Source organism: Methylorubrum sp. B1-46 (assembly GCF_021117295.1).
In the GTDB taxonomy this organism is placed as follows: Bacteria; Pseudomonadota; Alphaproteobacteria; order Rhizobiales; family Beijerinckiaceae; genus Methylobacterium.
Genome location: NZ_CP088247.1, coordinates 734,072 through 756,251, shown reverse-complemented (window position 1 = coordinate 756,251; position 22,180 = coordinate 734,072). Strand labels below are relative to the sequence as shown.

The 22,180-nt window shown below is 69.7% G+C and carries 21 protein-coding genes; 8 read left to right on the top strand and 13 right to left on the bottom strand.

The features are described from left to right. The first annotated feature begins 103 nt into the window (after window positions 1–103). Window positions 104–1,432 carry a GNAT family N-acetyltransferase gene (locus LPC10_RS03685; protein ID WP_231345511.1) on the top strand — a complete coding sequence of 443 codons (1,329 nt, stop codon included), beginning with the start codon at window positions 104–106 and terminating at the stop codon, window positions 1,430–1,432. Window positions 1,433–1,435: 3 nt separating this feature from the next. On the opposite strand, the gene tsaA is transcribed toward LPC10_RS03685, so the two are convergent. Continuing rightward, window positions 1,436–1,942 carry a tRNA (N6-threonylcarbamoyladenosine(37)-N6)-methyltransferase TrmO gene (gene tsaA, locus LPC10_RS03680; protein ID WP_231345510.1) on the bottom strand — a complete coding sequence of 169 codons (507 nt, stop codon included), beginning with the start codon at window positions 1,940–1,942 and terminating at the stop codon, window positions 1,436–1,438. A gap of 209 nt (window positions 1,943–2,151) precedes the next feature. Here tsaA and LPC10_RS03675 point away from each other — a divergent pair, with 209 nt between their 5' ends. Next, window positions 2,152–3,639 carry an AMP nucleosidase gene (locus LPC10_RS03675; RefSeq protein WP_231345509.1) on the top strand — a complete coding sequence of 496 codons (1,488 nt, stop codon included), beginning with the start codon at window positions 2,152–2,154 and terminating at the stop codon, window positions 3,637–3,639. 335 nt (window positions 3,640–3,974) lie between these two features. On the opposite strand, the gene LPC10_RS03670 is transcribed toward LPC10_RS03675, so the two are convergent. Beyond that, window positions 3,975–5,351, bottom strand: a complete 1,377-nt coding sequence (locus LPC10_RS03670; RefSeq protein WP_370644646.1) for a TAXI family TRAP transporter solute-binding subunit — start codon at window positions 5,349–5,351, stop codon at window positions 3,975–3,977. A gap of 292 nt (window positions 5,352–5,643) precedes the next feature. Continuing rightward, window positions 5,644–6,135 carry a hypothetical protein gene (locus LPC10_RS03665; protein WP_231345508.1) on the bottom strand — a complete coding sequence of 164 codons (492 nt, stop codon included), beginning with the start codon at window positions 6,133–6,135 and terminating at the stop codon, window positions 5,644–5,646. Between the two features lies 1 nt (window position 6,136). Between LPC10_RS03665 and LPC10_RS03660 the strand changes: the two genes are divergently transcribed. After that, the gene (locus LPC10_RS03660; RefSeq protein WP_231345507.1) at window positions 6,137–6,724 is read left to right on the top strand and encodes a phospholipase A2 family protein; all 588 of its coding nucleotides are present in this window, start codon (window positions 6,137–6,139) and stop codon (window positions 6,722–6,724) included. Between the two features lie 86 nt (window positions 6,725–6,810). On the opposite strand, the gene LPC10_RS03655 is transcribed toward LPC10_RS03660, so the two are convergent. Next, window positions 6,811–9,285, bottom strand: coding sequence for a PBP1A family penicillin-binding protein (locus LPC10_RS03655; RefSeq protein WP_231345506.1), 2,475 nt, complete (start codon window positions 9,283–9,285; stop codon window positions 6,811–6,813). A gap of 312 nt (window positions 9,286–9,597) precedes the next feature. Between LPC10_RS03655 and LPC10_RS03650 the strand changes: the two genes are divergently transcribed. Together LPC10_RS03650 and LPC10_RS25525 are read left to right on the top strand one after the other, a co-directional pair. After that, complete coding sequence (locus LPC10_RS03650) at window positions 9,598–10,755, top strand: MFS transporter (protein ID WP_231345505.1); 1,158 nt, start codon at window positions 9,598–9,600, stop codon at window positions 10,753–10,755. Beyond that, a complete protein-coding gene (locus tag LPC10_RS25525) occupies window positions 10,752–10,877 on the top strand; it encodes a hypothetical protein (RefSeq protein WP_255700731.1) in 126 nt (41 codons plus the stop codon). The genes LPC10_RS03650 and LPC10_RS25525 overlap by 4 nt, the downstream gene beginning before the upstream one ends. 108 nt (window positions 10,878–10,985) lie before the next feature. Here the strand turns inward: LPC10_RS25525 and cydB are convergent, their stop codons facing one another. Then, window positions 10,986–12,029 carry a cytochrome d ubiquinol oxidase subunit II gene (cydB, locus tag LPC10_RS03645; protein WP_231345504.1) on the bottom strand — a complete coding sequence of 348 codons (1,044 nt, stop codon included), beginning with the start codon at window positions 12,027–12,029 and terminating at the stop codon, window positions 10,986–10,988. A gap of 69 nt (window positions 12,030–12,098) precedes the next feature. After that, the gene (locus LPC10_RS03640; protein ID WP_231345503.1) at window positions 12,099–12,458 is read right to left on the bottom strand and encodes a hypothetical protein; all 360 of its coding nucleotides are present in this window, start codon (window positions 12,456–12,458) and stop codon (window positions 12,099–12,101) included. A gap of 391 nt (window positions 12,459–12,849) precedes the next feature. Here LPC10_RS03640 and LPC10_RS03635 point away from each other — a divergent pair, with 391 nt between their 5' ends. The 3 genes from LPC10_RS03635 to LPC10_RS03625 all read left to right on the top strand — a co-directional run bounded on the left by LPC10_RS03635 (window position 12,850) and on the right by LPC10_RS03625 (window position 16,271). Continuing rightward, complete coding sequence (locus tag LPC10_RS03635; protein ID WP_231346952.1) at window positions 12,850–14,823, top strand: ATP-binding protein; 1,974 nt, start codon at window positions 12,850–12,852, stop codon at window positions 14,821–14,823. Window positions 14,824–14,935: 112 nt separating this feature from the next. Beyond that, window positions 14,936–15,682 (top strand): peptidoglycan-binding protein, encoded by a 747-nt coding sequence (locus tag LPC10_RS03630; RefSeq protein WP_231345502.1) that lies wholly within the window; start codon window positions 14,936–14,938, stop codon window positions 15,680–15,682. A 247-nt stretch (window positions 15,683–15,929) separates the two neighbouring features. Continuing rightward, window positions 15,930–16,271, top strand: coding sequence for a DUF1491 family protein (locus tag LPC10_RS03625; protein WP_231345501.1), 342 nt, complete (start codon window positions 15,930–15,932; stop codon window positions 16,269–16,271). Between the two features lie 16 nt (window positions 16,272–16,287). Here the strand turns inward: LPC10_RS03625 and LPC10_RS03620 are convergent, their stop codons facing one another. From LPC10_RS03620 to flhA, 7 genes are all read right to left on the bottom strand, one after another. Next, on the bottom strand, window positions 16,288–17,283 hold the full coding sequence (locus LPC10_RS03620; RefSeq protein ID WP_231345500.1) for a DUF2336 domain-containing protein: 996 nt from the start codon (window positions 17,281–17,283) through the stop codon (window positions 16,288–16,290). Between the two features lie 219 nt (window positions 17,284–17,502). Next, window positions 17,503–17,949: a hypothetical protein gene (locus LPC10_RS03615; protein WP_108938745.1), complete on the bottom strand. Its 447-nt coding sequence runs from the start codon at window positions 17,947–17,949 to the stop codon at window positions 17,503–17,505. Between the two features lie 3 nt (window positions 17,950–17,952). Beyond that, window positions 17,953–18,297, bottom strand: a complete 345-nt coding sequence (locus LPC10_RS03610; RefSeq protein WP_231345499.1) for a flagellar protein FlgN — start codon at window positions 18,295–18,297, stop codon at window positions 17,953–17,955. A gap of 6 nt (window positions 18,298–18,303) precedes the next feature. After that, window positions 18,304–18,777 carry a rod-binding protein gene (locus tag LPC10_RS03605; RefSeq protein WP_231345498.1) on the bottom strand — a complete coding sequence of 158 codons (474 nt, stop codon included), beginning with the start codon at window positions 18,775–18,777 and terminating at the stop codon, window positions 18,304–18,306. Window positions 18,778–18,848: 71 nt separating this feature from the next. Next, window positions 18,849–19,259: a hypothetical protein gene (locus LPC10_RS03600; RefSeq protein ID WP_231345497.1), complete on the bottom strand. Its 411-nt coding sequence runs from the start codon at window positions 19,257–19,259 to the stop codon at window positions 18,849–18,851. Window positions 19,260–19,263: 4 nt separating this feature from the next. Beyond that, complete coding sequence (fliR, locus tag LPC10_RS03595; protein ID WP_231345496.1) at window positions 19,264–20,034, bottom strand: flagellar biosynthesis protein FliR; 771 nt, start codon at window positions 20,032–20,034, stop codon at window positions 19,264–19,266. Further along, window positions 20,031–22,112 (bottom strand): flagellar biosynthesis protein FlhA, encoded by a 2,082-nt coding sequence (flhA, locus tag LPC10_RS03590; RefSeq protein ID WP_231345495.1) that lies wholly within the window; start codon window positions 22,110–22,112, stop codon window positions 20,031–20,033. The genes fliR and flhA overlap by 4 nt, the downstream gene beginning before the upstream one ends. Window positions 22,113–22,180: the final 68 nt, after the last annotated feature.

The window sequence follows — 22,180 nt, the reverse complement described above, 5'->3', positions numbered from 1 at the left end:
GATGTACCCCTGAAGAACGCGTGCTTCGAGCGCGGCTTTGTCGTCGTCTCAAGCGGGGCAGAGAAGGCACCGTCGGGGCGGCGATGCCGAGGAGAGGCCGTCCATGGATTCGAGCGGCGACTTCAAGGGCCTGGGCACGGTCGAATCCGTCCCGGCCCCGGACGAGACGGCTCCGATCCGAGAGCCGAACCCTGCCGAGATCTCCGTCGAGTTCGCCGCCGCGCCGCGCTTCCGCGCGCTCGCCGCGGATTGGCGGCGCCTGGTTCAGCGCTGCGCCGAGCCGAACGTGTTCATGGAGCCCGCCATCGCCGGTGCGATCTACACGGTGACCGAGACGCCGCTGCACGTCCTCCTCGTCTGGACCCCACGCAAAGGGGGAGGGGCCGAACTGATCGGCGTGTGGCTCCTCGTGAGTGCGCGACCTTCCTCGCGCCTGCCCGTCCGGGCGCTGGAAGCCCCGTGCAATTCGCTGACCTTCCTCGGCTCGCCCGTTCTCGATCGCGATCATGCGGTCGCGGCCCTGGCGGCGATGCTGGCGGCTGTTGCCCGCAACCCCGCCCTGCCGAATCTGATCTGCGCCAACCAGATCGCGACGGACGGGCCGGTCTTCTCCGCGCTCATGGCTGCGGCCGAGCGGCACGGGGCCCGCGTCGCCACCATCGAGCAGCGGCAACGCGCCCAGTTCAGCGCGCCCGTTGCGGGGCAGCCTGCACCGGCCCACGCCGTCTCGTCGAAGCGGCGCGCCGACCTGCGGCGGCAACGCAAGCGGCTCGCGGAGCGCGGCGACCTGCGCCATGTCAGCTATCGCAAGCCGGAAGAGGTGAGCGCAGCGTTTCAGGAGTTCGTCGACCTGGAGGCCGCCGGCTGGAAGGGCCGGGCGAGCCGGCGTGGGCGGGCGATCCGCAACGCGCCGCCGCTGCGCGCCTTCGCCGAGACGATGATCGTCGGGCTGGCGCGGGACGGCTGCGCCGGCATCGAAGCCCTGCGGCTGGACGGCCGGGCGATCGCGATGAACATCTGGCTGCGATCCGGCCGCACGGCGTTCGGCTGGAAGATGGCCTACGACGAGGCTTATGCGAAATGGGGGCCCGGCTCGCTGCTGATGGAGGCGATGCCCGAGACGGTGTTCGCCCAAGGCGACATCGACACCCTCGATTCCTGCAACCGCGACACGTCCGCGGCATTGGCGCAGGTCTGGCCGGAGCGCCGCGCGATCGCCGATCTCCTGATCGACGTCTCCCCCGGCGGCTCCGTGAAGGGGCGGCTGACGGCGCTCGCCGAGAAGGGGTTCCGGCACGGGCGAAGCGTGGCCCGGCGGACCTACAAGACCCACGTCAAGCCGGTCTACCTGCGTCTTCTCTCCCGGTGGATGAGGACGGGATCCGGCGCGGCACGGCCGGGAGAGGCCGAGCCGCCAGCCCCTCGATCCTGACGGTCAGGACGCGGCCGGGGCTTCCGTTCCGGCGCGATCGACCCGCGCCTGCGGCCGGCTGTCGGTCGAGGCGAAATAGGGCTTGATGTCGAGGAGCGGCGTGCCGTCGAGGCAGTCGAGCCCGCGCACGCTGACCGTGCCGTCAACGATGGCGAGCCGCTCGACCACGGCCAGGGCGATCGGGTTCGGCCGCGCCGGCGAGCGCAGCGAGAAGGTGCCGCGGCTGGCGGGCGCGTGGCGCGGCTGCTGGCGCACAAGGTCCCGCGCCGCCCGATCCATCCAGTAAAGAACGATCAGGTGGGTGGCGCCTTCCAGGTTCTGCAGCGCCGGCTGGTAGCGCCCATCGACTTCGAGCGTGCAGACCGCATCCGTCTGGGTGTTGTTCTTCGGGCACTCGGCGCGGGTCGTCCAGGGCGTGCGCACCCGGCCGATGAAGTAGAGGCCGGCATCGTATTCGGCGGGCAGCGGGATCGCCTCCTCGCCGGGGCGCCGCTCGACATTCTCGTTCATCCGCCCTCGCGCTCTCGGTTCAGGTGATTGCATTGACTTTTGCATCGTCTTCTTCCGAAAGCCGGCGGCCACCTTTCGGGATGATGCTCTCACGATGCCTTGTCGCCTCGGTGCGGCGTGGCTGCAAGGCGGGCCGCATTCCTGCAGGCCGCTTGCTCGTCTCGCCGGCCGTGTCGATGTAGACACCGTGGGGCGAGCGGGGAGGATGCATGGCCATCGACGAGTTGCGGCCGATGGAGGCTGTCGCCGACGCGGAGACGGCCGTGGATCGGCTCGAAGCGTTGCATGCGGGCGCGACCCAGGCGCTGCAGGCGGCGCTGGCGCGCTACCTCGAGCACCGGATTCCGCCGGACGCGACCGAGCGGCTCCAGTTCCGTTACCCTGAGCTGCGCTTGACCTACCAACCCACGGGGCCGCTGCCGCGTCTCAACCGGGCCACCGCCAAGTTCCAGGCGCCGGGGCTCTACGCCACGACGGTGACGCAGCCGGGCTATTTCCGCGCCTACCTGCTGGAGCAGTTGCGGCCGCTGGTGCGCGATTACGGCGCCAGCATCGAGGTCGGCCTCTCGGGCCAGGAGATCCCCTATCCCTATATCGTCGAGCCCGGCACCGATCTCGGCGGCAGCGGCGTCAGCACCAGCGACCTCGCCACCCTGTTTCCGGTGCCGCTGCTCTCGGTCGTCGGCGACGAGGTGGCCGACGGGCTTTGGCTGGAAAGCCCTGGCGAACCGCGCCCGCTCGCCCTGTTCGACGGGGTGCGCACCGATTACTCCCTGCGCCGGCTCGTGCATTACACAGGCTCGGACTGGCGCGAGATCCAGCCCTGGATCCTGCTCACCAACTATCACCGCTACGTCGACGGCTTCGTCCGCCACGGGCTGGAGCGCTTGGCGGCGGGAGAGGGGGAGCGGCTGGTGCTGCCCGGCGGGATCGTGGTCGAGCGGGCCGATGCGGCCTCTGCCGACCCGGCGGCGCTGATCGCCGCCTCGCCCTGGCACAAGTACCAGATGCCGGCCTACCACCTCGTCGGCCGCGGGCCGGACGGGGCGCCCCAGGGCTCGACGCTCGTCAATATCGGCGTCGGCCCTTCCAACGCCAAGACCATCACCGACCACCTTGCGGTGCTGCGTCCGCATTGCTGGCTGATGGTCGGGCATTGCGGCGGATTGCGCCAATCGCAGACCATCGGTGACTACGTGCTCGCCCACGGATATCTGCGCCGTGACCGCATCCTCGACGACCTCGTGCCACCGGAGATTCCGGTGCCGGCGCTGGCCGAGGTGCAGATCGCCCTGCAAGCGGCGGCGGCCGCCGTCACCGGCGAGCGGGCGGATGCGCTCAAGCGCCGCCTGCGCACCGGCACCGTCGTGACCTACGACGACCGCAACTGGGAGCTCCGCTTCAGCCAGGAGCGGCGGCGGATCAACCTGTCGCGGGCGATCGCGGTGGACATGGAGAGCGGCACCATCGCCGCCCAAGGCTACCGCCTGCGGGTGCCCTACGGGACGCTGCTCTGCGTTTCCGACAAGCCGCTGCACGGCGAAATCAAGCTTCCGGGTGCGGCCAACGCCTTCTACGAGCGCGCGGTGGCCGAGCATCTCCAGATCGGGTTGGCGACCCTCGACGCGCTGCGCACCGACCGGGCCGGCCTGCATTCGAGGAAGCTCAGGAGCTTTGATGAGCCGCCGTTCCGGTAGCGTCGAACGCGATCGGAATGGTCTCATACGGTCTCCGCTGGATCGCTTCGGCGTCTCTTCGTCATTGCGAGGTAAGGCGCAAGCAATCCAGGGCTCCGCGCTTTCCGGAAATGTCGCACCCTGGATCGCCACGGCTTCGCCTCGCGATGACGACGTCGGGTAAAAACCGAAGCGATCAATCGGAAACGGTAGTAGGAGGCGTTGCCGAGGCGGCATGCGGTTCGGCATCGGGCCGCCGCACCTCCGCTCCGCATGGCCGACCGGCCCTCCGATCCTCGCGGGTCGAAGTCACCTCCCGCCGGTGAGGTGGACACCCGCGCCGGACGCCTGAAAGCCTAGATCACGTCCGGCGCGCCTTCCGGCACACCGTCCTGCCCCATACGGCGCCGGACCGTCGAACGGGCCGCCTCGATGGCGACATTGGCCGCACCCAGCATCCGCGGTTCCGTCGGGCGGTTCAAGGCATGGCGCGCGATGCTGGCGGCGAGATCGTCGATCTCGGCGGCCATGGTCTCCAGACGCCCTCGTTCCCTCTCGCGTCGGGCGTCGGAGCGCAATTCCAGCAGGCGCGTCGTGGCCACCGCGATCCGCTCCCGGCGGATGCGTCCGAGACGCTGCCGCAGCCATGCGAGCGTCGAGCCGAATCCGCCGGCCAGGATGGCGACCAGATAGATCCAGCTTTCGTAGCGCTCGATGAACGTCTCCTGCTCGCGTTCGTAGTAATCGAGCGCGCCGGGATGGATGGGGAGGCGGGCGCTGGTGGCGTCCGCGCTGTCCTCGTAGGCCGGGTGCGTGAGGCTCTCCGCGGCCGACACCTTGTCCGCCAAGGCTGCCCGCATCTCGAACAGGTGCTGCGTCACCTCGGCGGCGACGCTGCGTGACAGGCTGGCGCGCGCCATCAGGCGATAGGACGAGCCGACGGTCGTGACGTCCTCGGCGGGCAGGCGCGGATTTCCGCCGAATAGGGACGCCGGAATCGTGATCGATTGCAGACGCGGCCAACGCGCCAGGACCGCGCCGGTCTCGGCGGTTCCGACGAGCGTCGCGCCATCCTCCTCGCTCGCGGCGTGCACGAGGCCGACGACGCGCCGAGCGGCCGGCGAAGTCGGGGTGGAGACCAGAATCATCGCGTCGAGACGCCGGTCTCGGAGCGCCGCTTCGATCTCGGCCTCCTCGATCGGCACGATGGACATGGCATTGGCCGGCACGACGCCGCTTGCCGCGTCGGCCAGGATCTCCAGCCCGTAATGGTCGGCCAGGTGGCCGACGAGTGTCCGGTCGGCGGTTCGGCCGGCCAGCAGACCCAATCGCTTGCCCGCCAGATTCGGGAAACTGGTGATGCCGGTGGAGATCGGCGCCGCAACGAAGACGGCGAGTTCCCTCAGGACGACGAGGGTCAAGCCGTTGCCCGGCATCGCGACATCGGGCCTGACCACGGCGAGGTCGGCTTTTCCGGCCTTGAGCGCCTCCGCGCTCTCGCGCACGCCGTCGAATGGGATGACCTTCAGCCGGATGCCGACCCGTCTTCGGACGAGTTCGTCGGCATAGGCGCGCAGCAGGGCCGGTTCGGTCCCGCCACTCGGAGCGACGGCAATGGTCAGGGTCGTGGGCCGTGTGAGGTAATACGCTGCGGCGGCGCCGAGGATCAGGACAGGCGTCAGACTGAGAAGCAACAGCGCTTCGCGGCTCCTCGAAAAAGCTGACTTCCCCACCGACACACCCCCAGGACGCGGGACGGGCCTCATGCACGCCAAGCAATCCGATATGGCCTATGACGCTGATGATACGGGAATCGCAAGTGCCGTATCGAGTAACAAGATGTGGTCTGGACGAGAGTTGCCGATTCTGGATCTTATATCGGGGTGGAAATATCTATTGTCCAGAAATCTCAGGAAATAGAGATATATATATTCTTTAAATACTACGAGCTTGGCCGGCAGAAGTGAACCCCTGCCGTCCATCGTGGAGCGACTTGCGCTGCCAATCATCTCCGGCTGCGAAGCGTCAACCCTTCTTCTTGTACGCCTGAATCGCAGTCCGGCAGCCAGGGGAGAGCTGAGACATGTTCTTCTGGAAGCAGGCCTGGGTTTCGGGGCCGTCCTCGGGCGGCAAGCCGGCACAGAAAGTCGTGAAATCACCGGCACATTGCTGTTGAAGGACCGCCTTGTCTTCATCCGACATAGGCGCGGCCAACGCAGCGCTGCCGGCCACCATGGTCAAAACGACTCCCAGCCCAAAACGTCCCAGCATGATCTGCTCCCAAGGTGCCCAATCGATCTGGGCCGAAGGCGAGAACGCCGCAGGATCTTCAATCGTTGCACACTCGCATCGGCTCGGCGCTTCGTCGATGAATGCGTGTAATATAAACATTTCACACGCAAAACTTGTCTTCTCGGAGCAGTGTTCGCGGATATGCCTATTCGATCGATACGCGTCCGGCCCTGAGGAACGAAATCGGCAGCCTCCAAGTTGATCGGTTCGCAATTTGGGGGACACGATGAAATCTCGTCTTCTCATCGTGCTTGGGCTGATCTGTCTGATCCACCCGCATGATCTTTCAGCACAGGGCGCCGTGGAGAAAGTACCTGCCGCGACGACGGAGATCGAGGAGCCTCGTCCGGGACCTCCTCCGCCGCTGCCGGATCTCTCGGATCCGAACGCCCGCGCTGCGGAACCCCTGAACGAGCCCGGCGCAAGCTCCGGCATCCCGAAGACGCTGCGCGGATCGGGAGCCAGAGCGGGCGGCCCGGCCAACGATCTCAATCCGGGTGGGCAGGCCGAAACCCCGGCACCGCCGAAAGGCGATCTCGACAAGGTCGTGGCCGGCCAAGCACTGTTCCACGGCAATTACTGCGGCAAGGGTCAGCGTGGCGACGGGGCGCCCCCGATCGACGAGCTCGACGCGGCCTGCATGCGCCACGATACCTGCTACGACGCCAGCGGCCATCCGTCCTGCGCCTGCGACGCGGCGCTGAAGCGCGAGGCGTCGGCCGTCGCCGACAGCCCGCGTGTCTCCCACGAAGTTCGACGCCGGGCGCTCAGTGTGGTCGAGGCGACGGCGGCCATGGCGTGCCGCACGCCCTGATCATCGATGGCACCCGTCGCGCTGCAGGTGCCACGCGTCGCCCGTCCTCGGCCGCGAGGGATGCGGGCTGATCACCCGACCGCCTCTCACCGCTCCCGCTGCCACAAACCGGCCCGCTCGGCCCGGGCCTGATCCTCGGCCTCGATCAGGTCGCTCGGCGCGTCCTCGCTCGCCCGCGCCCCCCCGGCCGTCACGATCAGGGCGGCGAGGTCGTCGCCGTCGAGGCGGCAGCGGGCGGAGGTCGGATCGCCGGAGCAGATCACCTCGCGGCGGCGCAGGTAGCGCGCGAGCTGGCGCGCGAGCGCGCCGCTCTCGCCGACGACGCCGAGCAGATGCACCTTGCGACCGCGGATCGTCAGCGTGCCGGTATCGACCACCTCGGGCACGCCGCGCACCTCGCCTGTGGCCGGTGCCGCGGGCGCCACGGCCGTCGGAGCCGGCTCGGCCCGCGCGGTGGAGGGGGCAGGGCGCTTGCGGCCCTTCATCACCTTCTGCGCCCGCTCCACGAAATCGTGGAAGACGCGGGCCGGGATGTCGCCGCCGGTGACCTTGTTCATCGGCGCGTTGTCGTCGTTGCCGACCCAGACGCCGACGATCATGTCCGGGGTCAGGCCGACGAACCACGCGTCGCGGTAATCTTGGCTGGTGCCGGTCTTGCCGCCGACCGCGAGGCCGTTGACTCGTGCCGCCTTGCCGGTGCCGGATTCCACCACCGCCTGAAGCGAGTCGAGCATCATCGACTGGACCTGCGCGTCCATCGCCGCGCCGGGCTTCGGTGCCGGGCGCTGGAACAGCGGCTGCGGCGTGTTCCCGCGGACCGTTCGGACGAGGTAGGGCTCCACCGGCACGCCCGGCCCGAGCACGCCGGCATAGGCGCGGGTCATCTCGAAGAGCGATACGTCGGCCGTGCCGAGCGCGAGGCTCGGCACGGCCGGCAGCTCCGCCTGCACGCCGAGCCGGCGCGCCTCGGCGACGATCGCGGGGATCCCGACCTCCTCGCCGAGTTGCGCCGCGATGGTGTTGACGGAGAGCGCGAAGGCCTGGCGCAGCGGCAGCGCTCCGCGGAAGCGGTTGTTGGAGTTCTGCGGCTCCCACTCGCCGATCTGGGTCGGGCGGTCGACGAGCACGCTATCGGGGAAGTAGCCCCGCGCATAGGCCGCGAGGTAGACGAACAGCTTGAACAGCGAGCCGGCCTGCCGCTTGGCCTGGGTCGCCCGGTTGAACTGGCTGTCCTCGTAGTCGCGCCCGCCCACCATGGCGAGGATCGCGCCGTCGGGCGCCATCGCGATCAGCGCGCCCTGGCCGACCTTCTTCTTGCCTCCCTCCGCGTCGAGGCGGCGGGCGAGCACGCCCTCGGCGAGGCTCTGGAGATCGAGGTTGAGCGTCGAGCGGACGGTGACGTCGCCGGCCGCCTCGGTCAGCCGCTTCACCTCGCCCTGGACCGCGTCGAGGAAGTAGTTGGTGCCCGGCGGCGTCTCGGGCGGGGTGTGCAGGGTCAGCTTCTCGGCCCGCGCCTTGTCGGCCTCTGGCTGGCTGATCGCGCCGGTCTCGACCATGGCCTGAAGCACGAGGTCGGCCCGCTCCTTGGCGCCGCCGAAATTGCGGGTCGGGGCGAGCTGCGAGGGCGCGCGCACGAGGCCGGCCAGCATCGCCGCCTCCGGCAGGGTCAGCTTCTCGGCGCCATGCCCGAAATAGCGCCGCGACGCCGCGTCCGCCCCGTAGGCGCCGGCGCCGAAATAGGCGGTGTTGAGGTAGCCGACGAGGATCTCGGGCTTCGTCAGCGTGCTCTCCAGGCGCAGCGCCAGGAAGGCTTCCTGGATCTTGCGCCGGAGCGTCTTCTCCTGGCTGAGCGAGGTGAGGCGGGCATATTGCTGGGTGATGGTCGAGCCGCCCTCGCGCACGCCGCCGCCGGTGGCGTTGCGCCATATGGCGCGGGCCATGCCGCGCAGGTCGATGCCCCAGTGGCTGTAGAAGCGCCGGTCCTCGATCGCGACGATGGCCTGGGCGAGCCGGGGCGGCAGCGTCTTCTCGGTCAGCCGCTCGCCCTGGAACGCGCCGCGGGTGGCGAAGGAGCGCCCGTCCTCGGCCTCGACCACGAGGGCGCGCTGGGCCGCCTCCGGCGCCACGCCGCCGAGCGGCGGCAGGGTGGCGAAGGCGGCGAAGATGTAGCCGGCCAGGATCACCAGCGGCAGGCCGACGAGGATCGCCCCTCCGATGAGCCATGGCCGACGGCGGCGGGGAGAGCGGGCGGGGCGACTGTCGGAGGATGGGCGCCGCGTCTCCGGCCGCTCGACCGGCGCCGGATCCGCCACGGGTGCGGCGGGCGCCGCGCGCGGTCCGGTCGAGCGAAGGCGGTCTGCCGCCCGTGCGAAGACCGGCGCGATCCCCTTTACCGCTTCCTTGGCCGCCGCCGCGCCGCTGCGCCATGCGCCCCGCCCCGCGCTGCCGGCAAGGCGGCCGAGCTGGCGCGCGAGAAGGGCGGCCGCTCGCGCCGCTTCCCGCGCCGCAGCCCTCGTCTCGGCTGTCTCCTGATCCGGCCTGTCCGGTCCCTGCGCCGTCATTGCGAACCGTTCGCCGCTTGGCCGAAATCCCACATCATGGGACGGACCTTAGCGGAGCGGGGGCCGGCAAGGCTACGCGCGCGGAGGGGCGGCCGGCGAACGGCGCGGACGGGTGACACCGGCGCCACGCTCGTGTGCCGCTCCCGCCGCATGAGCGGTCATGCAGCATGAGCCGGTTCTGCCGAGGCCGGGATACGGACTATGATTCCGGCTGATTGTCCCGGATCCGCGACCTTGATCCCTTCCCCGCCTCTTCGCCGGCCCGCCCCTTGGATCGCTCTCGCCTGCGGCGCGGTGATCGTGACGATGGCCATGGGAATCCGCCAGGGCTTCGGCCTGTTCATGCGGCCGGTCGAGCTCGATCTCGGTGTCGGACGCGAGAGCTTCGGCCTCGCCATGGCCGTGCAGAACCTCATCTTCGGCCTCGCCCAGCCTTTCGTCGGGGCGCTGGCGGACCGGTACGGACCCGGCCGTGTCGCCGCCATCGGCGGGTTCCTCTACGCGGTCGGCCTCGCGCTCGCGGCGATCATCTCCTCGGCGCTCGGCCTCACCGTCACGCTCGGGTTTCTAGTCGGGCTCGCCATGACCGGCGTCACCTTCGTCGTCGTGCTGGGCGCCGTGGTGCCGCTGATGCCGCCCGGGCGACGGGGCGCGGCCGCCGGCATCGTCACCGCCGGCGGCTCGGTTGGGCAGTTTCTGCTGGTACCGGCCACGCAGATCGTCGTCGACGGCCTCGGCTGGCGCGGGGCGCTGCTCGCCGCAGCCGGCCTCGCCACGCTGATGCTGCCGCTGGCCCTCGGCATTGCGCGCAGGGGGGCTTCCGCGGTGCGGACGAGCGGGGCGACGGACGAGATCCCGCTGAAGGTCGCCCTGCGCCAAGCGGCCGGACATCGCGGCTACTGGCTGCTCAATGCCGGCTTCTTCGTCTGCGGCTTTCACATCGCCTTCGTCTCGACGCATCTTCCGGCCGTCCTGACCGATGCCGGCCTCGATGCAGGCGTCGGCGCCCGAGCGCTCGCCTTGATCGGCCTGTTCAACATCCTCGGCTCCTACGCCTTCGGCGTCGCCGCCGACCGGCTGCGCAAGAAGTACGTGCTGTCGTGGATCTACGTCGCCCGCGCCGCGGTGATGGCTTTGTTCCTCGTCTTTCCCCTCACGCCGCTCTCTGCGACTGTGTTCGCCTGCGCCATCGGCTTTCTCTGGCTCGGCACCGTGCCGCTGACGAGCGGCCTCGTCGGGCAGATCTTCGGCGTGCGCTATCTCTCGACCCTGTTCGGCATCGTCTTCATGAGCCATCAGGTCGGCGCCTTCTTCGGCGCGTGGGGCGCAGGCTTCATCTTCGCCCATACCGGCTCCTACGACGCGGCCTGGACCCTCTCGATCGGCATCGCGCTGCTGGCCGGCCTCCTCAACCTGCCGATCCGCGATGCTCCGCTGGCGCGGCGGGATCTGCGGGCGAGGCCGGGATGAGCGGGCGGGACGAACTCGTCGTCCTCGCCCTTCTCGGCGCGCTGACGCTGGCCGGCGCGCTGCTGTGGGCGCGGGAAGGCGTGACGCTCTGGCTTGCCGCCGCCTTTCCCCTCTGCCTCTGATCCGCTGCCCGCCTCACCGCGCGATGGCGCGGATGAAGTAGACGAGCGCCGTGAAGGCGAGGAGGCTCAGACCGTAGAGGGCGGCGAACCAGAGGATGCGCCGGACGCTCAATGGTAGCTCGCCGCGTTCGGGTTTTCCTCGATCTTGCCGCGGAAGACCCAGTAGGCATAGGCCGTGTAGGCGAGCGTCAGCGGCATCACCACCGCGTAGCCGACGAGGGCGAATTCCAGCGCCGAGGTCGCGTTGGCTGCCTGCCAGATCGTCAGCTTGGGCGGCACGATGTAGGGGAACAGGCTGATCGCGAGCCCGAGGAAGCCGAGCAGGAACAGGGCGATCGAGAGGAGGAACGGTGCCACCTCGCGCCCGTCCTCGATCGCCCGCCAGATTCGCCAGCAGACGAAGGCGGTCAGCAGCGGCACGGGCGCCACGAACAGCAGGTTCGGCCAGGAGAACCAGCGCCACTGGATGTGGAGCCCGAGGAACGGCACCCAGGCACTGACGATCGCCATCGAGACGACGGTGCCGATCAGGAATTGCTTGGCCTTGATCCGTGACCAGATCTCCAGTTCGCCCGAAGTCTTCATCACGCACCACGTCGCGCCGAGCAGACCGTAGCCGCAGACGAGGCCGATGCCGGTCATGACGCTGAAGGGGGTGAGCCAATCGAAGGTGCCGCCGGAGAATCCCCGGCCTTCGGTCTGGAAGCCCTGGACGAAGGCGCCGAGCACCATGCCCTGGGCGAAGGTGGCGACCAGCGAGCCGTAATGGAAGGCGTTGTCCCACACCACCTGCGAGCGCTCGGCCTTGAAGCGGAATTCGAAGGCGACGCCGCGAAAGATCAGCGCGATCAGCATCAGGATGATCGGCAGGTAGAGCGCCGGCAGCAGGATCGCGTAGGCGACCGAGAACACCGCGAACAGCCCGCCGCCGCCAAGCACGAGCCAGGTCTCGTTGCCGTCCCAGATCGGCGCCACCGAGAGCATCATCCGGTCGCGCCAGTTGCCGGGGCGCGCGGCGGTGAAGAGGATGCCGACCCCGAGGTCGAACCCGTCGATGACGACGTACATCGCCACCGCCAGAGCCAGCAGGCCGGCCCAGATCAGCGGCAGCCAGAAGGCCAAGCCTTCGTACTCGTTCCCGAAGCCGAACATCGTCGCTCCTACCCGGCCGGCGGCACACGCCCGTTATAGGAGCACCGCCTCATCAGGCCAGAACCGCGCTCAATGCGATGTGGGTCCCCGCCATGACGGCCGGCGGTCGCTGGCCGAGAGGGTGTCGGCGGAGGGACGCGGCGATGTGATGGGTTGTCCGGCGAATTGGTCCGTGACGTGGCGGGCGACGGCCTCCGCCCCGGCCCGCACCATCTCGTCGCGGGTCTCGGGCGGCAGCGCGTTCACGGCGTTCACTAGCGCGCCGATGCCGCCGGTGGTCAGGCGATCCATCGCCTCGCCCGTCGCGATCCCCGATGCGGTCTCTGCGGTGGCAGCGCGCGGCCGGGCCGGCGACGACCCCTCCTGGCGCTGAAGCGCAAGAAACGACAGGGCTCCGATCACGAGGGCGGCGCGCAGGAGAAACGACATCGATCCGGTTCCAGGGGGGCGCTGTTTGGCCGGCGCGGCCGGCGCGAATTCCTGATCCGATCCTGCCATCGTCGCGGGACGGCGGGATGAAGCGCGCGACCTGAAAACGCCGACGTGGTGAACGAAGCCTTTTTCCGCCCGGTGCCGCCCTCGCGCAGGCCTGTTTACCCTCTGCGGAGCACCGCCGGGCCCGGTTCCGGGCGCTGTGAAGAACGGGGATCGGCGCCTCGGCCGGGGTCCGCAGGGGGCCGGTCGCACCCGCGGTCGGCAGCAAGTGAGCGACCCTTTTCATCCTCGCTTAAACCGGCTCTGCGACGGTTTGCTCGAAGATCGTAACGAGTAGTCGAGGGGCGCGAGCCACCCGGTTTCGGGCTTGGATTTCGCGCTGTGCGTGGTGGTGTTGCGTAAGAACGGTGCCCTTGCCTCCCTCTTCGATGCCCGTCTCGCCGGGTTGGTCCACGCCTCCGCGATGGCCGAGCCCGGCGTGCGCTTCCGCCACGAGCGGTTCCTGATCTCGCGGCTCGCCACCGGCGCCGCGATGATGGCGGGCCTGCCGCCCTATCTGGTCTGGCGCGGCGTCCCGAGCGGGATCGAGGCGATTGCCATCGCGAGCCTGTTCCTGCCGCTTCTCGCGGCCGTCGTGCTGTCGCGCACCGGCTCGCTCTGGGTGGCGCATGCCCTGTCCTCGCTCGGCCTGACCGGCATCGTCGTCTGCCTCGCCGCGCTCACCGGCGGCGCGAGTTCGGCCGCGGCGATCTGGCTCGTGGCGGTGCCGCTGGAGGCGATGATCTCCGGCTCGCGCCGGGCGACGATCGCGGCCTCCGTCATCGCCGTCCTCGGCGCCTTCGCCGTCGCGCTGAGCGGTTACCTGCCGGTGGGAAGCCTCGCGCTGACGTGGCCGAACGCCGTCGTCATGCCGGTCTTCGCCGTCACCGCCATCGGTCACATCGCGGCGCAGGCGATGGAGCACATGCGCCGCGAGGGCGAGTGGCGCACCCGCATGCAGGACAACGAGGCCCGCGACCGCCTTCTGCTCTCGGCCATCGACGACCTCGTGACCTGGCACGATTCCAACGGCCGGGTGCTGGAGGCCAGCGGTTCGGCCGCCCGTTTCGTCGGCGCCGAGGCGAGCCGCCTGCGCGGCCACGGCCTGCTCGACCGGGTGCATATCGGCGACCGTCCGGCGCTGCTCCAGGCGATCAGCGACGTCGCCGCCCACGGCGTCCCGGCGACCGTGCCCTTCCGCCTGCATCTCGACGCACCGCGTAGCGACGGCAGCCGCACGATCTTCGCCGAGATGCGCGCGCATCGGATCGAGGCGGGGCTGGCCGGCGCCAACGGCTCGACCGTCGTCGCCGTGACCCGCGACGTGTCCGAGCACCGCCGCCACGCGCAGGAGCTCGACCGCGCCCGCGCCGAGGCCGAGCGCGCCGACGAGGTGAAGACCCACTTCCTGGCCACCGTGAGCCACGAGCTGCGCACGCCGCTCAACGCCATCATCGGCTTCTCGGACGTGCTGGGCGGGGAGGGCGCGGTGAGCCTCTCGCCGGAGCGCTCGCGCGAATATGCCGGCATCATCGCCCAGTCCGGGCGGCACCTGCTCGAGGTGGTGAACACGCTGCTCGACATCTCGCGCATCCGCGGCGGGCATTTCGACTTCCAGCCCGAGCCGGTCTATGTCGAGGCGCTGATTCGCAGCTGCTGCGACCTGATGCGGCTCAAGGCCGACGCCTCGGGCATCACCCTGGCGAGCGCGCCCGTGCCCGCCGGCTGCGCCCTCGTGGCGGATGCCCGCGCCTGCCGCCAGATGCTCATCAACCTGATCTCCAACGCCGTGAAGTTCACGCCCCGCGGCGGCCGGGTCGAGGTGATGGTGCGCCGGGGCGGGGCCTATCTCGACCTCGTGGTGAGCGACACCGGCATCGGCATCACCGAGGCCGACCTGCCGCGGCTCGGCGACCCCTTCTTCCAGGTCGGCGGCGGCTACGGCCGGACCCACGAGGGCACCGGGCTCGGCCTCTCGGTGGTGCGCGGCCTCGCCGGGCTGCACGGCGGTGCCGTCTCGGTCGAGAGCGCGCCGGGCAGGGGTACCGCGGTCACCGTGACGCTGCCACTCGATTGCAGCCGCGCCAAGGCCGCCGCGACCGCCGGCAAAGCGGGGCCGGACAGCACGAAGATCGTGCCGGCGCAGAACCAGCCGGCACCGTTCCGTACCTCCGTGCGGGGTGCGGTGGCACCGGAGCCGGCGCCCGAGCCGATCCGCCTGCCGGTCGGCCTGTTCGATCCTGCTCCTTTGCCCGCCTCATCGCCCGCCCCGTCGCCCACCCCCCTGCCTGCCAACGCCCCGATGCGCCGCGCCGGATGAGCCGGTCGAACGCAGCGTGGCAGACACCCGGAGCAGGGTCCCTGTTCTTGCATCGTCGTTTCCGGAAGGCTGGATTCCGCCTTTCGGGACGATGCGCTGAAGGAGCGAAATGATGCGCGAGCCGCCCGTCCGACGGGACCAGCGCGAGATCGTCGTCCCCGGTGACATGCGCGCCGGGCGAGGCCCGGCCAGATCGCCGCGCCGCAAGCCGGTGCCGCGCGGGCCGACCGCCGCCGGCTGGCAGGCCACCGCCCTGTCTGCGGCGAGCGGGGCCGGGCGGTTCTGCCTGCGCTATCCCGGCGGCGTGTTCGGAACGCTGCTCGGCGCCAGCGCGGCGATCTATGTCTGCGTCAACGCCATGGGCCTTCAGGACGGACCGCACCCGGCGCCGATCCTGCCGACCGTCGAGTCAAAGCCTGTGGCGGCAAAGCCCGCTCCGCCGCCGGTGCGGGAGGTCCGCACCGTGGAGGCGCCGAAGGCCGCCCCCGTGCGGGAGGCGTCGGCCCCGCCCCGCGACGCGATCGCCGACATGATCCGCTCCGGCGAGACGACCGCCTCGGTCACGCCCAAGGCGGAGCGCAAGCCCGAATCGAAGCCGGCCGCGAAGGAGAAGGCCGAGGTGAAGGCGGATGCGGGCAAGCCTGAGAGCCCGAAGCCCGACCCCACCGTCATCCGCGTCCAGCGCGCGCTGGCCAAGCTCGGCTACGGGCCGCTCAAGGACGACGGCTTGATGGGACCGGGCACGAAGGCGGCGATCGAGAAATTCGAGCGAGATCGCAAGCTGCCGGTGAAAGGCGAGGCCGCCGGGCCGACCCTGCGCGCCCTGACCCGCGAGATGACCGCCAAGGCGAGCGGATAAGACGAGCGGATAAGGCAGGATCGGTTCGATCGCTTCGGTTTCCCCTCCGTCATCGCGAGACGAAGCCGACGCGATCCTGGGCGCGTCCTTTCCGAAGATGTCGCGCGGCTGGATCACCTCGCGGCCGCTCGCGATGATGGAGTGAAGCGAAACTCGATGCGCTTCAGCGAAAAGCGGGTCGTCTCAGCGCCCGGAGCTGTGCCTTGCAGGCCTCGCCAGCGAGGCGGCGGGCGCCTATGAACCGGGCATGCCACGCCTTCGCTCGGATTTCTGGGTCTCCGCGCAGTTGCGCCGCCTCAACGGGGAAAACATCCCGGCGGTGCAGCGCCGCCGCGGCGCGGCGGAGGCGGGGGCGATCTTCGTCAAGATCGACCGGCTCGACGGCACCGCCGACCTTTACGGCCCGGCGCCCCAGGCGCTGATCGAGGCCGAGGATCCGGGCGAGCGCCTGTTCACGGCGATCCTCAGCGCCGCCCCGTCGCCGGATGTCGAGGAGCGGCTCGCCCGTGAGATCCGCTTCGATTCCGATCTCTGGATCGTCGAGATCGACGACCGCGAGGGCCGGCACGGCCTGCCGCTCGCGGAGTAGCGTTTTTCAGCCGGCGTCAGCTCGTGCGGCGCAGGCGCGTTGGGAGAATGGTACGGAAGCCGCCGCGCTCGGAGGCGGCCGGGGTCGGGCGCTTGGCCTCGGGGCCGTGCAGCGGTTGGTGCTCGCCGCCCGCGCGCTCCATCACCGGCACGCCGAGGATCGCGCAGAGCAGGTCGCGGGCCGTGGCCCGGCTCGTGTCACGAAACAGCGTGACGAGGGCGAACACCCGATCGACTGAGCGCGCCACGTTGTCGTTGAGCGTGAGGAAGACGAACACCGCCTCGCCCTCGCGCAGATCCGCGACCCGCAGGGCGAGCGTCAGCAGGTCGTAGCGCGCGGCGGGATCGACCGCTGCGCTGAGGTAGTTCGGCGGAAGGCCGAGCCCGTTTCCAAGCGCGGTGACGAAGGCCTGGACGTCGCGGGAATGGGAATGCTCGACCAGGCTCGTGGCCAGCGCGCGCGGTGCGGGCGGGCAGGGCCGCAAGGCCGCGGTGGCCTCGACGGCCTCAGTGATGGCGCGGCGCTGCTCAGATTCGGCGAAGAGCCAGAGTGGTGCGAGGTCGGCGGGCGGGATGTCGGGCCGGTCGAGCAGGGTGCGGGCGAGATCCGCGTCGGTGCGGGCGCGGGCGAGCAGGCGCTCCAGAACCCGGGTGCCGATCAGTGCGCCGGGATTTTCCGCGATCGCCCAGTCGGCTTCCGCCTCCGTCTCCGGCTCGCGGGGCAGCGCGAGGGGAAAGCCGCGGGTCGCGAGCGCGGCACGCACGCCCTCCGGCACGTCGGGGCAACCGTCGAGCTTTTCCGCGACGACGCGCAGCGTGTCCTCGTCCACGGTCGGGATCAGACCCGCCGCCAGGGACTCGAAGGCCTGAAGGATCGCCCGGTCGTGAACCGGCGCGGTCAGGAACAGGTCGGTCTGCACCCGCAGGATTGCGGGCTTCAGGTCCAGCGCGGGGTCGCGCGAGAGCTCGATGAGGCCGGACAGGTCCGGCGCGCCGGCGACCGATGAGGACATGGCACTCGATTACGCAGAACTTACTCTGAGGGTGAGTCAAACAGTTCTGCGTGAATCGACCTTTAAGACCGGCCGGGGGCGACTGTCCCGCTGCGGCTGGATCTAGCGAGGCGACGCCGTGGGATCGAGCGTTCCGGGATGCTTCGAGGCCAATCGGTGACTCGGCACCTTCAGCATGAGGGACGACGCGTTCGTCGGAGGATGTCGGTCGAGCAGGCCCTACGAGCGCACTTCCCGCTTGGCCACGAAGTTCAATTCATCCACCAGCACGTCCTTCACCACGTCGGAGCCGAGGCGCTCGTTCACCTTGGCGCGGATCTGGGCGAGGCGGCCGTTGATGTCGTAGCGGGCGAGCTTGCGGAAATCGATCGTGGTGTCGCCGTAGATCTGGCGGAAGGCCTCATCGACCACGAAGGCGTTGGGGGCGACGGGCAGCGTGTGCATCAGCTTGGCATCCGCCGTGAAGACCAGCACGGCGATGACGTAGCCCTGGACTTTGCCCTCGGCGACCATCGGAATGTTGATGGGCGCGAGCTTCTGATATTGCAGCCCTTCCAGGTAGGGCTCGGTCGATTTCGAGAAGAACCCGCCGCCATAGGTCACCGCCGCGTAACATGAGGCGATGGTGACGGCGCAGATCCACAAGCCGCTGAAGAGGACGCGCATCGCTCAGTCGCGTCCCGAATGTGCGGACAGGCGCGCGGAATAGGTGCCGTCGGACTCGGCCGCCTGGAGGCTCGCCTGGAGCGTCTCGCCGACCTCCTCCACCGCCCGCAGATGCAGGGCGACCGCCTCCTGGTTGCGGATCAGCTTGTCGCGCAGGCGGGCGAGCACGATGCCGGTCTCGGCATCCAGCGCCGCGACGTCGATGCCGCGGGCCAGCCGCGTGAGTTCGAGCAGGCTCCGGCTTTTCGCCCGGTTGACCGCGTCGAGATCGAGGGCGGCGTTGGCGGCGAGCGCCTCGGTCTCGGCCTCGACGGTGGCCTCCAGCCGCTTGAGGGATTCGAGCAGCATCGCCGGTCAGACCTTGCCGGCCACGCCGGTGGCCGTGGGAGCCGCTGTCGTGGTGCCGGTGGGATGCGCCGGGTTCAGCATGCGGGCGATGCCGATGCCGCCGGTCTTGGCGATCTGTTGGCCGATCTGCTCGGAGAGCATCGACTTCCAGATGCCGCCGGCATTGCCCTTGCCGAATACGGTCTCGGCCTTGGGCAGCATCGCCTCGACGAATTGCTGGATCACCTGCCCCTCGAACTTCCGGTAGGGGTCGGCGGCTCCGCTGCGGGCGGTGTCGTTCTTCATGCTCGTCAGCGTCCCATGGACGTCGAGCGGCATGTGCGTGGTGAGGCCGACCTCGCGGGCGGCCTCGTCGGCGGCGCTGGCGAAGGCTGCCGGGTCGCCGGGCTGCGACAGCTTGGACGCCGCCTCCTGGTAGCGGGCCGGATCGGCGGCGCGGGCCACGTCCATGACGATGTCGGAAGGGGGAGAGATGCTCATCGCGCCATCGATCCTGACGCGGCGCGAACCGGTGCGCCGCTGACAATCGGAGGAACCCTAGACCCGCTGGCTTACGGGAGGCTTGCGTCGCGGCGCTGAGCCAGCCCGTCGAGCCGCTCCATCGCCTCGACCCGTTCGCGCTCGCGGTCGAGCAGCGTCTCGATCCGCTCGGCATTGAGCTCCGCGCGCTTCAGCGCGAGACCCTGTTCGCGCAACTCGGCGGTTTGCGATGCCGCGATCCGTTCGAGTTCGGTCGCGCGGGCGGCGAGGCCGCGCAGGCGGCGGTTGGATGCCTCCAGAAACAGATGGCCGTGGGCGGAGGAGCCGACGGCGGCCAGCAGGGCGGCGCGGTCCGCCTCGACGGCGTCGGCGTCGCGCCGGGTCTGGGCGAGCTGCCACTCGGCGGCCCGGCGCATCTGCTCCTGCACGGCGGTGAGGCGTTCGGCCCGCTTCAGGCGCTTGGCGATGTCGGCGGCGGACATGCGCTCAGCCCTTGCGCAGCCAAGCGAGATAGCCGGAGAGGAACTGGGTCATGAACTCGGTCGACAGGGTGTAGAGCAGGATCAGGGCCCCGAACATCACGAAGGGCGTGGCAACGAAGTAGACGGGGATCGTCGGCGTCAGCTTGTTCACGAAGCCGGAGGCGAGGTTCACCGCCACAGCGTAGATGATGAAGGGCGCCGCGATCCGTAAGCTCAGCGTGAAGGCCTCGCCGATCTGGTCGGTGATGCGCACCAGCGCCGTCTGCGTGCCGAAGCCCTCGCCCGGCGGGATGCGGGTATAGGAATCGACGAGCCCGCGAAACAGCTCCCAGTGCAGGTCGGCGGCGAACATCAGCGCCACCGCGCTGAGGACGATGAGCGACTCGACCGCGGGGATCGCCTCGGTGCCCTCGACCGGCGTGCCCGGCATCGAGCCGAAGCCCACCATGGTCGAGGTCGCGTTCATCACCGTCTCCAGCACGAAGATGAAGATCCGCCCGAGCAGACCGATGAGCAGCCCCGTCACCGTCTCGCTGGCAATCCAGACGAGCGAGTCCGTCGGCGCCTGCCCCGGAAGCCGGCCCTGGAACAGCGGCAGGAGGAGCGGCGTGACCGCGAGCGAGACGCCGCCGGCGATGAGGAGTCGCACCTGCGCCGGCACCCGCGGGCTGGAGAAGCCGGGTACGATCAGAAGGCAGCCGCCGATACGGCAGAAGATCAGGAAGGTGGCGAGGAAGGCGTCGCCGCCGAGCAGGCTGCCAAAGCCCGGAATCACGAGATGGTGCCCAGCGACTTGATCTCGACGCCCCGCGCAATCTCCAAATGCGAGAGGACGGGGAGCGTCGGGAAGATCCGCTCGATGATCATCCGCACGTAGGGCCGCGCGTCGGGGGCGGTGACGAGGGCGAAGCCGTGGACCTGCCGCATCCGCTCGCGGATCGCCTCGCCGGCCTCCGCGCCGAACTGCTCGACGAGGCGCGGGTCGATGTCGAACTCGATGACCTCGCCCTTGGCGTCGCGCTTCAGGCTCTGGTGGAAGGTCAGGTCCCAGTTGGCGCCGAGCCTGAGCACGTGCAGCACCCCGTCCTCGGCGAGATCGCCGCAGATCTGCTGGGCGACGCGCATGCGCACGTGCTCGGCGATCTGCTCGGCCCGGCGGGCATGTGGGGTGATCTCGGCCACCGCCTCCAGGATCAGGTGGAGATTGCGGATCGAGACGCGCTCGGAGAGCAGCAGCTTCAGCACCGCCTGCAGGCCGGAATGCGAGATCTGCGAGGGACAGATCTCGTCGATCAGCCGCTTGTATTCGGGGTCGAGCCGGTCGAGCAGCGACCGCATGTCCTTGTAGGACAGGAACTGGGGCAGGTTGTTGCGGATCACCTCGGAGAGGTGGGTGAGCAGCACAGAGGCGCCGTCGATCGCCTCGAAGCCGGAGCGGCGGATCTCGCCGGCATAGGCATCGACCACCCAGAGCGCCTTCATGCCGAAGGCGGGCTCGCGCACTTCCTCCGAGGGAACGTCAGGGCGCGGGCCGTCGCCGACGACGACGAGCAATTCCCCCGGCCGCATCTCCTGGGTTGCGGCCACCGTGCCGTGGATGCGGATCTGGTAGGTCTTGGGCGGCAGGTTGAGGCTGTCGGTGAGCTTGATGTCGGGCACGACGAAGCCGTACTGGCGCGCGAACTTGCGGCGCATCTTGGCGACGCGATGGTGCAGCTCGGCATGACTGCCCTGGATCTGGGCGGCGACCTGCCGGCCGAGGCACAGCTCGATCTCCGGCGTGCGCAACTGCTCCTTGACCGAATCCTTGACCTCGGCCTGCTTGGTCTCCTCCTCGCGCTTGACCTTGGCTGCGGCCAGCGCAGCCTTCGCCGCGCGGCGCTTCGGGATGGTGATCGCCACGAAGCCCATCAGGCCCGCGAGCGCGACGAAGGGCAGGAACGGCAGGCCCGGCACGAGGGCGAACATCAGCATCAAGGCGGCGGCGACGATCAGCGCGCGGGGATAGGCGCTGAGCTGGCCGAGCACCGCCTCTTCCGCCGCGCCGCGGGTGCCGCCCTTCGAGACGAGGAGGCCGGCGGCGAGCGAGACGATCAGCGCCGGGATCTGCGAGACGAGGCCGTCGCCCACCGACAGCTTGACGAAAACGTCCGCGGCCTGACCCAGCGGCATGCCGTGGCGGGTGGTGCCGATAATGACGCCGCCGAAGACGTTGACGGCGATGACGATGAGCGAGGCCACCGCCTCGCCGCGCACGAATTTCGAGGCGCCGTCCATTGAGCCGAAGAAGGCTGACTCCTCCTCCAACTCGCGCCGGCGGCGCTGCGCCTCCTTGTCGTCGATCAGCCCGGCATTGAGGTCGGCGTCGATCGCCATCTGCTTGCCGGGGATGGCGTCGAGGGTGAAGCGGGCACCGACCTCGGCGATGCGGGTCGCGCCCTTAGTGATGACGAGGAAGTTGACCGTGATGAGGATCACGAAGACGACGATTCCGATGACGAAATCGCCGCTCATCACGAATTGCGAGAAGCCCTGGATGACGTGGCCGGCGGCGTCCACGCCCTTCTGTCCGTTGGCCAGGATCAGGCGTGTGGTGGCGATGCCGAGGGCGAGCCTGAGCAGCGTCGCGATCAACAGCACGGTGGGGAAGGCCGAGAATTCGAGCGGCTTCTGAATCCAGAGCGCCACCATCAGGATCAGCACCGAGAGTGCGATCGAGAAGGCGAGCCCGATATCGAGCAGCACCGCCGGCACCGGCAGGAACAGAACCGCCAGGATCGCGACGATGCCGGCCGCGAATCCGAAATCTCGCCGCGATCGCTTCTCCAGGACGAGCGCTTCGCTCACCGCCATGACGTGAACCGTTCCCCTCAGGTCACGCCGCTTGTGACCCGGCAAGCTTGCGCGGGGATGGAGGCGCT